We start from the raw sequence: 13,297 nt of genomic DNA on the forward strand, positions 1-13,297 counted from the left end.
GAGGACCTGGCCCAGACCCTGCACGAGGCCGGCACCACCCCCGATCCGCAGCAGATCNGGGAGAAGCGCGAAGAGATGCGCGAGGCCATGGCACACTGGATGCCCGACGCCCTGCGCACGCTCTACACCGCCCACCAGGTGCCCGGCACCTACCGCCCCGATGCCGAACCCGCGGCCGCCCGCGCGCTGGCCAATACCGCGCTCGGCCTGCTGACCCGGCTGGACGGCGGAGAGACCGCCCGCGCCCAATACGCCGCTGCCGACAACATGACCCAGCAGCTCGCGGCCCTGACCGCACTGCTGTCCATCGACGCAGGCGAGGCCGAACTGGCCGCGTTCTACGAGCAGTGGCAGCACGACCGGCTGGTGATCGACAAGTGGTTCTCGATGCAGGTGGCCTTCGCCCGCCCCGAGAAGACCGCCGAGGTCGCCGAGGCGCTGGCGGCGCATCCGGACTTCGACATGAAGAACCCGAACCGCTTCCGGGCCCTCTTCGGGGCTCTCTCGATGAGCCAGGCGGGCTTCCACGCGCCCTCGGGCAAGGGCTATGCGCTGCTGGCGGACTGGCTGATCAAGCTGGATGCGCTGAACCCGCAGACCACGGCGCGGATGTGTGCCGCCTTCCAGACCTGGAAGCGCTTCGACAGCGACAGGCAGGCGCTGATGAAGGCCGCGCTTCAGCGGATCGCCGCCCGCGAGGGGCTCAGCCGCGATGTGTCCGAGATGGTGACCCGGATCCTGAACCACTGACCAAACCACTGATATAAAACACGTTTCCCGGCTCAACCAAAGGGCCGGGAAACAACCACGCAAGTTTCTGGTGAATGTTAACGAAGTGACGACGGTTTAACGTCATATCTCCCCTGAGGTGCCACGTTTCGGCCCCAATGCCCCAGCAGAACTGGGCCAGAGATAAGCGGAGATGCCCATGCGCGGTCTGAGCCAGATACCCGGAATCCGAAGCCTGTTCGGTACGGTCGCCCCCCGGGGCCAGCATGGTCTGGCCGGCGACGATGCGGCGGGGCCCGCGGTTCTGGACCTGGCCGGCGCCACGCTGGCCGGCGGACGCCAGATCCGCATCCGCTCCGCCGCGCAGGCGCGCGCAGGGCTCGGCCGCGCCGGGCTCGACCAGGGGACCGAAGAGACCCCGACCGAACGCCGCCGCCTGCTGCCGATCCGCCATGCCACCCGCGAGCAAGGCACCTTCCGCGCCCATTTCCAGAAGGGTCGCACCCTGGTGCGTCAGGATCGCTGGGACCTGCTGGCGCGCCTGATCCGTGAAACCGACAGGCTGCGCGAAACCTCCCCCGCCGGGGTGCGCATGTCCGATGTGCTCGCCGCCGGCGCGCGCTCCGACATGGTGTCCTCGGCGCGCAAGGCGATCCAGCAGGGGGCCGAGCCTTCGGGCGCCTGGCTCACCGATCTGGATCAGGCCGCCGCCGAGGGCGACTGGCCAGAGGCGGTGACCATCGCGCGCCTGCACATGGATATCGCCTGGCTCTACCATGGCGACCTGCCGCCCGTCGCCCGCCCGGCGGCGCCGCACCCCGAGTTCACCCGCCACTTCAACCGCGCCGCGCAGCTGCTGGACGGCTTCAGCCCGATCGAAGAAGCCAGCCCGATGCTGGCCGAGGCCCGTATCGCCCTGCTGGCCAATGATCCCGCCGGGCCTGACCGGATGCGCGACGACTTCGAGGACCTGATCGACCTCGATCCGGCCAATCCCGGGCCGCTGCGGCTGTTCGGCCTCTACATGCTGCCGCGCTGGTTCGGCAGCGATGCCGCCGCCATCGACCAGGCTGCCGCCCAGACCGCCGACCGGCTGGCCGATGTCTGGGGCGATGGCGCCTATGCCTGGGTCTGGCTCGACGCCCTCTCCAGCGAGGCCGAGACCGCCGCCGCCTGCGATGCCGCGCGCTTCCGCCGCGGGCTCTTCGATATCCTCGAACGCCGCCCGGGACAGGAGGTTGCCAACCTGCTCGCCGGGTTCTGCGGCCTTGCCATGGCGCCGGGCCGCGCGCCCGCCGGTCTCTCGGCCCCGGCCCGCGCCACGCGCGACCTGCTGCATGCCGCCTGCACCCCGGTGATCGAACACCACATGAGCGAGATCCGCCCCGAGCTCTGGCTGCGCGGCGCCCGCCCGGCGCTTGCCCTGCCGGAAGAGCAGATGAGCCCTGCCGACCTCGCCAGCGACGCCGCCCAGATCGCCGCGATCGTCAAGGCCCGCCGCACCGGCGCTGTCCGCCACTGACGGAGCGTGCGTGCGCGCGCGCTACAGCTGCGCCAAAGGCCCCAGGGCCCCAGCGGCGATACGGTCCTGTGCCTGCCCCTTCTTCCGCCGCCCCTTCAGTCAGCCCCTCGCTGCCTAGTCAGCGCTACCTGGTCCGCGCTGTCTGGCCCCACTCTCAGGGCCCCAACTGCTGACACCCATCTCTCTGCAACCGTTGTCCGGCGCCTGCTGTCCGGCACCCGCTGTCTGGTACCCGCTGTCTGGCGCCCGCTGTCTGGTACCCGCAGTCTGGCGCCCGCAGTCTGGCGCCCGCAGTCTGGCGCCCGCTGTCTCACACCCGCTGTCCGGCCCCCATTCTTCAACGCCCCTCCTCCGGCCCCCTTTGCTCGGCACCCATCGTCTTCCCCCAAGGTGCCCTTTGTCAGGCCCGCATCCTCCGGCGCCGGCCTCCCGTCGTGCCGAGGCCCCTTGCCCACCCCGGCGCCCTGTCCTAGAACCCGTGATCAAGCCAATCCCGGAAAGGACGGAGCATGCTGGACCTCACCTACGAGACCCCGAAGCCCAAGGTCATCGCGGGCGCGAAACACGACTGGGAACTGGTCATCGGGATGGAGGTCCATGCCCAGGTCTCGTCCAATGCGAAGCTCTTCTCGGGCGGGTCGACCAGGTTCGGCGCCGAGCCGAACTCGAACGTCGCCTTCGTGGACGCGGCCATGCCCGGAATGCTGCCGGTGATCAACGAATACTGCGTCGCCCAGGCCGTGCGCACCGGGCTGGGCCTGAAGGCGCAGATCAACCTGTTCTCGGCCTTCGACCGCAAGAACTATTTCTACCCCGACCTGCCGCAGGGCTACCAGATCTCCCAGCTCTACCACCCCATCGTGGGCGAGGGCGAGATCCTCGTCGACATGGGCCCCGGCGTCGCCCGGCTGGTGCGCGTCGAGCGCATCCACCTGGAACAGGACGCCGGCAAGTCGATCCACGACATGGACCCGGCGATGTCCTTCGTCGACCTGAACCGCACCGGCGTCGCGCTGATGGAGATCGTCTCCCGCCCCGACATCCGTGGCCCGGAAGAGGCCGCCGCCTATGTGACCAAGCTGCGCCAGATCCTGCGCTACCTCGGCACCTGCGACGGCAACATGCAGAACGGCAACCTGCGCGCCGACGTCAACGTCTCGGTCTGCCGCCCCGGCCAGTACGAGAAGTACATGGAAACGCAGGATTTCAGCCACCTCGGCACGCGCTGCGAGATCAAGAACATGAACTCCATGCGCTTCATCCAGCAGGCCATCGACTACGAGGCGAAGCGCCAGATCCAGATCCTTGAGTCCGGTGGCACCATCGACCAGGAAACCCGGCTCTATGACCCGGACAAGGGCGAGACGCGCTCGATGCGGTCCAAGGAAGAGGCGCATGACTACCGCTATTTCCCCGACCCCGACCTGCTGCCGCTGGAGATCGAACAGGGCTGGGTCGACGATATCGCCGCCTCCCTGCCCGAGCTGCCGGACGCCAAGAAGGCCCGGTTCGTCAAGGACTTCGGCCTGTCGGAATACGACGCCTCGGTGCTGACGGCCGAAGTGGTCAACGCGCAGTACTTCGAAGAGGTGGTGGGCGTCGCCGGGGACGGCAAGCTGGCTGCCAACTGGGTGATCAACGAGCTCTTCGGACGCCTCAAGAAGGATGACCTCGACATCACCGACAGCCCCGTGACGCCGGCGCAACTGGGCGGGCTGATCAAGCTGATCAAGGCCGACGAGATCAGCGGCAAGATCGGCAAGGACGTCTTCGAGGTCCTCTTCACCGAGGGCGGCGATGCGGCCGAGATCGTCGAGGCCCGCGGCCTGAAGCAGGTCACCGACACCGGCGCCATCGAGGCAGCCGTCGACGAGGTGATCGCCGCCAACCCCGGCCAGGTCGAGAAGGCCAAGCAGAACCCCAAGCTGGCCGGCTGGTTCGTCGGCCAGGTGATGAAGGCCACCGGCGGCAAGGCCAACCCGAAGGCGGTGAACGACATCGTCTCGGCGAAGCTGGGGCTGTAGGCCTCCGGCCAGGCCCGACACGTCAGTCATAAAGAGGGCGGGGCATGTCCCCGCCCTCTCCACGTCCGGCCCACTGGCCCCGTCACGGGCCACGACACCGAAGCATCCGGTGCCTTGCCCTCCCCCGCTCCTCTGATAGGCTCGGCCCCGACAGAGGAGACCCCATGCCCTACATCAGCCCCGAAATGATCGTCCGCCCGGAGTGGATCGACTACAACGGCCATCTCAACATGGCTTATTACGGGGTGCTCTTCGACCTCGGCAGCGATCCGTTCAGCGAAGAGATGGGCATGGGCGAGGGCTACCTGCGCGACAGCGGCCACACGACCTATACCGCCGAGTTCCGCATCCGCTACCTGCGCGAAGTACACGAGGGCGCGCGGCTGCGCGCCTCGCTGCGGCTGCTGGATGTCGGGCCGCGCGCCTTCCACTATGCGCAGGAGCTGATCCACTCCGACGGCTGGATCGCCGCCACCGGCGAGGGCATCAGCCTGCACGTCGACCAATCCGGGCCGAAGGTTGCCGCTTACCCCCCTGCCGTGCAGGCCAAGCTTGACGCGGCCCTGGCGGAGCACCAGAAGGAGCCGATACCCGACTGGGTGGGCAAACCGATGGGGCTGCGGAAATGAACTGGGAATACAGGGTCGTACCGGCACCGGACAAGGCACGCCGGGTGCGCGGGGTCCGCGGGCCCGAGGCGCGTTTCGCGCGCACCATCGAGGATGTGATCAACCACATGGCCGCCTCGGGCTGGGAATACTGCCGCGCCGAGATGCTGCCCGAGGCAGGGCGCCGCCGCGCCACCACCTATCACAACCTGCTGATCTTCCGACGTGATCCCCGCAACGCTCCGCAAGCCTCCGAGACGAAGCTGCTGGAAGCCCCCGAGGATCTGCCCTTGCGCAGCGAACCGGCAGCGCCCGGCCTTGGCGGCCGCCTGAGGCGCAGCGCCGCGCGTGTGGTCGATGGCATCATGGCGCGCAGCCCCTCCCGGGACCGGCGCGAAGAACCGCTGTTCCAGCACGACGCCCTGCGCGAGCGCCCCGCCCCCTCGGCCGGTCCTGTCCTCAAGGCCGCGGAGCACGCTCCGGAGGACGCGGGGGACACCCCCGGGGACAACACTGGAGACAACGGCGGGGACACCCCCGAAGCCGCGCCGCAGCGTCGCGACTAGAACCGGGCGGCCTCACGACGGGGGCAGCAAGGCCCCCGCCAGCGCATCACGAGGACAGGTCCAGCGACAGGGCGTGGATCTGCTGCATCAGCGGCCCCAGGGCCTCGTGCACGGCGCGGTGCTGGGCAATGCGGCTCTGCCCGGCCAGCGCCCCGGCCTTCATGCGGACGATGAAATGGCTCTCTCCGCCATCCTGGTATCCCGCGTGGCCGCGATGGCTTTCGCTGTCGTCGATGACCTCAAGTACCTCGGGGGTGAACCGGGCCTGCAGCCGGTCGCGGATCTCTGCCGTTCGGGACATTTTTTCTCCTGTCGCCTCTTCAATCTGCCGCCGCTTAGTCTAAACTTCAGCGCCTGACTCGGAAATGCCCCACGACCAAGGAGGCCGCCCCCATGCCCAAATCTGATCCCTTCGGTTTCGACATGTCCATCTCTTCTGCCAAGAAAAAGCAGAACAGGGGACGTCGCGGCATGTCCGGGGCCTCGGAAACCTCGACCCGCATCTGCGATCACGAGGACTGCCAGGAACCGGGCAAGTACCGGGCTCCGAAAGCCCCGGACGTGCTGGACGATTATTTCTGGTTCTGCAAGGAGCACATCCGGGAATACAACCAGAAGTGGAGCTTCTTCGACGGCAAGACCGAGGCGGAGATGAATGCCCAGATGTCCGAGGACAAGGTCTGGGAACGCAAGACCAAGCCGCTCGGCGACCCCGAGGCGCGGGCCTGGGCACGGCTTGGCATCGAGGATCCGCACCAGGTGCTGGGCGCCAATGCGACGCAGAATCCGGGGCGCAACGCCAATCCGGGCGGTGTAACCCGCCGCCTGCCGCCGACCGAGCGCAAGGCGATCGATATCCTCGAAGCCAAGGACACCTGGAGCAAGACCGAGATCCGCAAGGCCTACAAGGCGCTGATCAAGGTGCTGCACCCCGACATGAACGGCGGCGACCGCAGTCAGGAAGAACAGCTGCAGCAGGTCGTCTGGGCCTGGGACCAGATCAAGGACAGCCGCAGCTTCAAGTGACGGCAGCCCCGTCCCGAGGCCCCCTTCACAGGCCGCCAGCCCCGCGCTGGCGGCCTTTTTCGTAGGGCGCGGGCGGGGCAATGTATTCACGAAACCCATCCATCGCGCCTAAGTTCGGCAATTCAGACAGGGTTTTCGCAGCGGAATCGTTTGACTCCGCAAGTCATGTATACAAACCTACCTCCATGTCTTGGATCTGGGAGGAGCATGGACATGACAACCCGACCCCCGAACGGCGCCCCTCGGCGCCCCCGAAGCGCTGGACGTTCCGGCGCTGCCACCCCCGGCCGGCTCGCCCTGGCATCGGCACTGGCCGGGCTGGCGATGACCGGCCAGGCACTGGCCGCCGGAGACTGCGCCGCGCTGGCCGACTTCGAGGCAGGCGCCCTCAGCGTGACCGGCGCCGAGCTTGTCGCCGCCAGCGCGACCGCCCCCGAGGCCTGCGTGGTCATGGCCAGCCTGGCGCAGGGCGAGGAGGTCTCTCCGATCAACTTCCGCGTCACCCTGCCGACAGAGTGGAGCGGACGCTCGGTGCAATACGGCGGCGGCGGCTTCAATGGCAGGATCAACGACAACCAGGGCGCGCGCTGGCAGACGCCCGAGGCCCAGGCGGCCTTCCCGTTCAAGAACCACGTCACCTTCGAGGGTGACAGCGGGCACCAGAACGGCGCCCTGCCCCTCGGTCCCGACGTCGACCCGCGCGGGGCCTCCTTCGCGCTGGTGCCGGAAGAGTTCGAGAACTACGCCGGGGCTTCGGTCGGCAAGACCTTCGATGCCGCGATGCAGATCGTCGAAGCCCATTACGGGCGCCTGCCCGACTACAGCTACTTCGTCGGCTTCAGCCAGGGCGGCAAGGAGGCCATGGTCGCCGCGCAGCGCCACCCCGAGAACTACGACGGCATCCTGGCCGGCGATCCGGTGGCGGCGCTCTCGGGGTTGAAGATGGCCCATCTGAAGAGCACCCGCGCCTTCTACGCCAATGGCGGCGCGGCCTGGGTGCCGCCCGCCACTGCCGAGGTGGTCACCGCCGAGATCATCGCCCAGTGCGACGGGCTGGACGGGCTCGAGGACGGCTGGATCGGCGATTTCGAGGGCTGCCAGCCGGATCTCTCGACCATGCTCTGCGAGGGTGCCGAAGGCGAGGACTGCCTGAGCGAGGCGCAGCTGGCGGCGATCAACGAGATGCATGCCCCGGTGGAACTGGACTACGAGCTGCCCAACGGGCTGACCGGCCACGCGGGCTATCCCTGGGGCAACGTGGCCTGGTCGGGCAGTTTCCTCGGCACCCGTCCGCAGCCGGGCAACCCGGTCGAGCTGGGCAAGGACGCCTATGTCTACGGACTGGGTGACGGCTATGCGCGGTTCTTCGTAGCGCAGGATCCCGGCTTTGACGCCCTCACCTTCGACGAGAACGACCCGGCGCTGCGGGACCGCATCCTCGAGGTGGCGCAGCTGATCGACGCCACCGACCCCGACCTGACCCCGCTGGCCGAGGGCGGCAGCAAGCTGATCCTCTATGCCGGGGGCGCATCCGAGGTGCCGCCCGCCGAAGTGGCGGCCTACTGGCGCCGCATGGTCGAGACCACCGGCGTGCCGGCGCGCGACTTCGCCCGCTTCTACATCTTCCCCGCCATCACCCATGCCGGTGTCGGACCCGAGGGGATGCCGGCGGCGTCGGACCTGTTCTCGGCGCTGGAGGCCTGGGTCGAGACCGGCACCGCGCCGGGGCCGATGGTCAACTCCAGCCCGAAGGCGGACCTGGTCACCGCCGAGCGTCCGCTCTGCGAATACCCCGCCGTGCCGCGCTATGATGGTGCGGGTGATCCGATGCTGGCGACCAGCTTCAGCTGCTTGCCCTAGGGCAGCGGCGGAAGCACTGGACTCTTCGGGGGTCGCGGCGGGTGTCGCGGCCCCCTGCCATTGCGGCTTGCGCCCACCCCGCCGCGACCTGGTTCAGTCGGGCTGCACGCTCAGCCGGTCCTCGGCCAGAAGCTGCCCCGGCTGGAGGCCAGAGGCCGGCGCGCTGCCCGGCGCAGGTTCCAGCGTCAGGCGCAGATCGGCCCCGGGCGCCAGCCGGGCCAGCGGCGGCGGCAGGTCGATCACCTGGCGTTCGGCCTGCCCCGGCCAGGCCAGCAGGGAAATCGGCGCCGCGTCCCCCGCGACCAGCCAGAAGTGGTGACCCTGGCCCTCGGGGGCGGGCAGGCCCAGGCGCTGCAGGCTGAGCCGCGCGGCGTCCGGGTCGAAGGCCACCTCGTAGCGCACCGGATCGTCGCCGCCGCCAAGGCTGGCGCGATAATACGGCAGATCGCGCGGGGACATCAGTCCGGTTTCCCAGGCGAGGAAGGCAAGGGCAGCGGCAGCGGCGGTGCCGATCACCAGCTCTGCGATGCCCAGCGAGGCAATGAAGCCGCGCAGCCCCTGCGGCACCGGCGGATCATCCCAGAGCCTGGCGCGCAATGCCCGGCGCGTGGCCGCCGGCAGCGGCTGCCCGGACAGCGCCTCCTGCATGGCCAGCGGATCGTCGCGCCATGTCCCGACCAGGGTCGACAGCGCGGGCTCGGACGACAACCGCGCCTCGAAGGCCAGCCGGGCATCCGGGGGCAGCAGGTCCAGCACGTAGTCGGCGGCCAGCAGCATCACCTCTTGCGTCGCGGAGGCACCGTCCCCTTCGGGGACGGGAGCGGAGCCCTTGCCGGAGGGCGCCGCGGAACGCCGGTCAGCGCGCGGATCGGGCCGGCGGGCGCTCATCGCGTCAGGCACTCCTTCAGCTTCAGCAGGCTGCGGCGCAGCCAGGTGCGCATGGTGTTCAGCGGCACGCCGTAAGTCTCGGCCAGCTCCTGGTAGGAATAGCCCATCAGGTAGGCCCCCTTGACCGCCTCGGCGCGGTCGATCTCAAGCTCTTCCAGGCAGGCCAGAAGCTGCGCCCGTTCGCCCGAGGCTATGGCCTGGGCCTCGGGGCCCGGCTGCGGCGAGGCCATCTCCTCGGCCTCCGAGAGGTGCTCGTTGCGGGCGCGGCGGGCGCGCAGCCGGTCGATGGCGGTATTGCGGGCGACGGTGATCAGCCAGGTCATCGGGCTGAAGCCGGTGGCGCGGTAGCGCTCGGCATTGCGCCAGATCTTGACGAAGCTGTCCTGCAGCGCCTCCTCGGCCTCGGCCCGGCTGCCCAGGATGCGCAGAGCCACCCCGAAGAGCTTGCCCGAGGTCAGCGCGTAGAGACGCTGGAAGGCGGCCCGGTCGCCCTCGGCCACCTGCGCGATCAGCTCCTCGATTTCCTCAAGCGTCGCCATGCCATCCTCTTCGCCTCGGCCCGGGTCCGGGGATCCTTCGCGCCCCCGGTTGCCGCCCCGCCGGGGCGTGCGTCTTTTTGCCCTTTCCCTCGCCGTTCGCTTCGATATGGTGCAGCGGACCCCGTGGATCATGCTGCGGGTGCGAATGAAGCAGGAAGGACTAGCCGACCATGGCCGAGGGATCGCTCGATAGCAACGCCAAACCGACCGAGGAAATCTCCGTTCGCGAGGTCTTCGGCATCGACACGGACATGGTGGTGAAGGGCTTCGAAGAGCGCACCGACCGCGTGCCCGAGGTCGACACCACCTATCGCTTCGACCCCGACACCACGCTGGCGATCCTGGCCGGCTTCAGCCACAACCGCCGCGTCATGGTGCAGGGCTACCACGGCACGGGCAAGTCGACCCATATCGAACAGGTCGCGGCCCGGCTGAACTGGCCCACCGTGCGCGTCAACCTCGACAGCCACATCAGCCGGATCGACCTGATCGGCAAGGATGCGATCAAGCTGAAGGACGGCAAGCAGGTCACCGAGTTCCACGAGGGCATCCTGCCCTGGGCACTGCGCAACCCCGCCGCCATCGTCTTCGATGAATACGACGCCGGCCGTGCCGACGTGATGTTCGTGATCCAGCGCGTGCTGGAAACCGACGGCAAGCTGACCCTGCTCGACCAGAACGAGGTCATCACGCCGAACAAGTTCTTCCGCATCTTCGCCACCTCGAACACCGTGGGCCTCGGCGATACCACCGGCCTCTACCACGGCACCCAGCAGATCAACCAGGCGCAGATGGACCGCTGGTCCCTCGTCGCCACGCTGAACTACCTCAGCCATGACGCGGAAGCCGCGATCGTGCTGAGCAAGGCGCCGCATTACAACACCGAGAAGGGCCGCAAGACCATCAGCCAGATGGTGACCCTGGCCGGCCTGACCCGCACCGCCTTCATGAACGGCGACCTCTCGACCGTCATGTCGCCGCGCACGCTGATCAACTGGGCCCAGAACGCCGAGATCTTCCGCAACACCGGCTATGCCTTCCGGCTGACCTTCCTCAACAAGTGCGACGAGCTCGAGCGCCAGACCGTGGCCGAGTTCTACCAGCGCTGCTTCGACGAGGAACTTCCCGAAAGCGCCGCCTCGGCCGCCAGCTGATGCCATGCATCTCGGCCTGATCGGCGGTATCGGCGTCGCGGCGAGCCTGGTCTATTACCAGCGCCTCGCCAGCCGTGTCGCCGATCTGGGCGGGACCCTCGAGATGACCCTGGTCCATGCGGACATCCGGGAGCTGATCACCAACAACCTTGCCTGGAAGCCCCGGGCCCAGGCAGAAAGCTATGCCCGCCATATCGAGAGGCTGCGCGCCGCCGGTTGCGACTGTGCGGCGATCACCTCGATCGGCGGGCATTTCTGTTTCCCCGAGACCGAGGCCCTGTCCTGCCTCCCCCTCGTCAGCGCCATCGCCCCGCTGGATGCGCATTTCGCCCGCCAGGGGCTGAAGCGCGTCGGTCTGCTTGGCACCGCCAACGTGATGCGCACACGCCTCTTCGGCCAGATGGTGCAGACCGGGGCCGTGGCCCCCCAAGGCGATCTGGACGCCATCGGCAAGCTCTACCAGGACATCGCCGTGTCAGGCGCCTGCACCGAGGCACAACGCGCCGAGGTCTTCGAACTGGGCCGCAAGATGGTGCAGGATCAGGGCGCCGAGGCGGTGATCCTGGCAGGCACCGACCTGAACCTCGCCTTTGACCGCGACGCAGGCTACCCGGTGGTCGATGCGCTGGACATCCACGTCGATCTGCTGGCGCGGCTGGCAACGGGCCGCGCAACGCTCTGAGCCCCCAGCCCTCTGAGGGCCTGTCCGCCGCCTCAACCTTTTCTGAAAACCTGTCTGCCTAACCTCCCAGTGACGTAGCATCCGGGGAGGGGTGGCAGATGTCTGCAAGAACCGGCCTGATGATGACCCTGCTGGCGCTGACCTCCGCCCCGGCCCTGCCTGCTGCGTCGCCGCTTTCGGCTGACCCGGCCCAGACCTTCGCCCGCTGCGCCGGGCGCCTGATGGCCGAGGTCGAACACCACTGGCTGCTCTCCACCAACGCCGGCCCCACGGAAGCCGCCCTCTCGGACATGCGAGACCTGCTCGCCAGCCTGCCCGGCTCGGAGGCCCGCTACTTCCTGTCACTGCGCTCCGAGGCCCGCGCCGCGCAGCGTGCCCTGCTGGACACCGCCCGTTTCTCCGGCAATGCCGAGAAAGCCGCCCGCGCGGGGCTGATGGCAGAGACACTGCTGGGCCAGTGCCGCGCCCTCCTTCCGCGCTAGGTACCCGCGGCATATGTCGAATGCCTCCGGCGGCAGTATTTGTGGCCTTCGGATGGATGCAAGGGCCTCTTCTCTTTATCCGATGGCTAGAAATACTGCGGGGGAATCCGCAAAGCGGATGGGGGCAGCGCCCCCTCCCTCCCCTTCAACCACCCGCGCTGCGCTTCCCGCTTGCGACCTTCCCGGCCAAGTGCTTTATCTTCCCTCATGAGCAAGCCCAGCGACAATCCCGCCGATCCGTTCAAGAAGGCCCTGGCCGAGGCCACCAAGGTCATGGCCGATGATTCCGACCTGAACGTGCAGTACAGCGTCGATCCCTCCGGCAAGAGCGGCGACCAGATGCGCCTGCCGCAGGTCTCGCGCCGGATGTCCAGGGACGAGGTGCTGCTGGCCCGGGGCACGGCCGATGCGCTGGCCCTGCACCACCGCTACCACGACGCCGCAACCTACGGGAAATACCAGCCCGACGGCCAGATGGCGCGCGAACTCTTCGAGGCCATGGAGACCGCCCGCTGCGAGGCCATGGGCGCCCGCGACATGCCGGGCACCGCGGGCAATATCGACCACAAGATCGCCGCCGAGGCGCGCCGCCTCGGCTACGAGGGCATCAAGGACCGCGCCTCGGCGCCCCTGCCCGCCGCCGCGGGCTTCCTGATCCGTCACCTTGCCACCGGCCGCCCCATGCCCGCCGGTGCGCAGAACGTGATGGAGCTGTGGCGCGACTTCATGGAAGAGCGCGCCGGGGACCGGCTGGAAAACCTCGGCGACACGCTGTCGGATCCGCAGGCCTTCGCCCGCTTCGCCCGCCGCATGATCGAGGATCTGGGCTATGGCGACCAGCTGGGCGATGACCCGGACGCCGAGGACGACGAAGCCCAGGACGACGCCGAAGAAGCCCCCGACGACGACCAGGACCCCGACTCGACCGGCCAGGACGACAGCGAGGAGCAGCCCGAGGCCTCCCCCGAGCAGAGCCAGGAAGACCAGCAGGACAGCTCCGAGGCCGAGGTCAGCGCCGACGACATGGCCGACCAGGAGGCCGGCGAAGAGGCCGAGATGCCCGAGGGCGAGGCCCCGCAGGAGCCCCCCGCGCCTGCGCCGGTCAGTGACGCCGATCCGAATTACGTCATATATTGCGACACCTACGACGAAGAGATCGCGGCCGAGGATCTTGCCGATCCGGCAGAACTGGAGCGCCTGCGCGCCTATCTCGATCA

At 68.6% G+C, this 13,297-nt stretch carries 13 protein-coding genes and 1 pseudogene; 11 read left to right on the top strand and 3 right to left on the bottom strand.

Features of this window, described 5'->3' with window-relative positions; all coding sequences use genetic code 11:
• The first annotated feature begins 18 nt into the window (after nucleotides 1–18).
• From OS124_RS25565 to OS124_RS26280, 5 genes are all read left to right on the top strand, one after another.
• Nucleotides 19–750 carry an aminopeptidase N C-terminal domain-containing protein gene (locus OS124_RS25565; protein ID WP_443189688.1) on the top strand — a complete coding sequence of 244 codons (732 nt, stop codon included), beginning with the start codon at nucleotides 19–21 and terminating at the stop codon, nucleotides 748–750.
• Nucleotides 751–928: 178 nt separating this feature from the next.
• A complete protein-coding gene (locus OS124_RS26275; RefSeq protein ID WP_010142054.1) occupies nucleotides 929–2,251 on the top strand; it encodes a hypothetical protein in 1,323 nt (440 codons plus the stop codon).
• A gap of 509 nt (nucleotides 2,252–2,760) precedes the next feature.
• Complete coding sequence (gatB, locus tag OS124_RS0121440) at nucleotides 2,761–4,275, top strand: Asp-tRNA(Asn)/Glu-tRNA(Gln) amidotransferase subunit GatB (RefSeq protein WP_010142056.1); 1,515 nt, start codon at nucleotides 2,761–2,763, stop codon at nucleotides 4,273–4,275.
• A gap of 164 nt (nucleotides 4,276–4,439) precedes the next feature.
• Nucleotides 4,440–4,904: a thioesterase family protein gene (locus tag OS124_RS0121445; protein ID WP_010142058.1), complete on the top strand. Its 465-nt coding sequence runs from the start codon at nucleotides 4,440–4,442 to the stop codon at nucleotides 4,902–4,904.
• The gene (locus OS124_RS26280; RefSeq protein WP_010142059.1) at nucleotides 4,901–5,449 is read left to right on the top strand and encodes a DUF4177 domain-containing protein; all 549 of its coding nucleotides are present in this window, start codon (nucleotides 4,901–4,903) and stop codon (nucleotides 5,447–5,449) included. Before OS124_RS0121445 ends, OS124_RS26280 begins: the two co-directional genes overlap by 4 nt.
• 46 nt (nucleotides 5,450–5,495) lie before the next feature.
• Here the strand turns inward: OS124_RS26280 and OS124_RS0121455 are convergent, their stop codons facing one another.
• A complete protein-coding gene (locus OS124_RS0121455) occupies nucleotides 5,496–5,750 on the bottom strand; it encodes a BolA family protein (protein ID WP_010142060.1) in 255 nt (84 codons plus the stop codon).
• A 92-nt stretch (nucleotides 5,751–5,842) separates the two neighbouring features.
• Here OS124_RS0121455 and OS124_RS0121460 point away from each other — a divergent pair, with 92 nt between their 5' ends.
• Both OS124_RS0121460 and OS124_RS0121465 read left to right on the top strand, forming a co-directional pair.
• Nucleotides 5,843–6,475, top strand: coding sequence for a J domain-containing protein (locus tag OS124_RS0121460; RefSeq protein ID WP_010142061.1), 633 nt, complete (start codon nucleotides 5,843–5,845; stop codon nucleotides 6,473–6,475).
• A gap of 213 nt (nucleotides 6,476–6,688) precedes the next feature.
• Nucleotides 6,689–8,335, top strand: a complete 1,647-nt coding sequence (locus OS124_RS0121465) for a tannase/feruloyl esterase family alpha/beta hydrolase (RefSeq protein ID WP_168161501.1) — start codon at nucleotides 6,689–6,691, stop codon at nucleotides 8,333–8,335.
• A gap of 93 nt (nucleotides 8,336–8,428) precedes the next feature.
• On the opposite strand, the gene OS124_RS0121470 is transcribed toward OS124_RS0121465, so the two are convergent.
• A complete protein-coding gene (locus tag OS124_RS0121470) occupies nucleotides 8,429–9,223 on the bottom strand; it encodes an anti-sigma factor domain-containing protein (protein WP_010142063.1) in 795 nt (264 codons plus the stop codon).
• A complete protein-coding gene (locus OS124_RS0121475; RefSeq protein WP_010142064.1) occupies nucleotides 9,220–9,762 on the bottom strand; it encodes a sigma-70 family RNA polymerase sigma factor in 543 nt (180 codons plus the stop codon). The genes OS124_RS0121470 and OS124_RS0121475 overlap by 4 nt, the downstream gene beginning before the upstream one ends.
• 170 nt (nucleotides 9,763–9,932) lie before the next feature.
• Between OS124_RS0121475 and cobS the strand changes: the two genes are divergently transcribed.
• The 4 genes and pseudogenes from cobS to OS124_RS0121495 form a co-directional block, all read left to right on the top strand.
• A complete protein-coding gene (gene cobS / locus OS124_RS0121480; protein ID WP_010142065.1) occupies nucleotides 9,933–10,916 on the top strand; it encodes a cobaltochelatase subunit CobS in 984 nt (327 codons plus the stop codon).
• A 4-nt stretch (nucleotides 10,917–10,920) separates the two neighbouring features.
• Nucleotides 10,921–11,598, top strand: coding sequence for an aspartate/glutamate racemase family protein (locus OS124_RS0121485; protein ID WP_010142066.1), 678 nt, complete (start codon nucleotides 10,921–10,923; stop codon nucleotides 11,596–11,598).
• A gap of 98 nt (nucleotides 11,599–11,696) precedes the next feature.
• Nucleotides 11,697–12,080, top strand: a complete 384-nt coding sequence (locus OS124_RS0121490; RefSeq protein WP_010142067.1) for a hypothetical protein — start codon at nucleotides 11,697–11,699, stop codon at nucleotides 12,078–12,080.
• 207 nt (nucleotides 12,081–12,287) lie between these two features.
• Nucleotides 12,288–13,297 (top strand): annotated as a pseudogene (locus OS124_RS0121495) (cobaltochelatase subunit CobT); the annotation flags it as partial.

The sequence above is a fragment of the Oceanicola sp. S124 genome (assembly GCF_000220565.1).
GTDB lineage: Bacteria > Pseudomonadota > Alphaproteobacteria > Rhodobacterales > Rhodobacteraceae > Pseudooceanicola.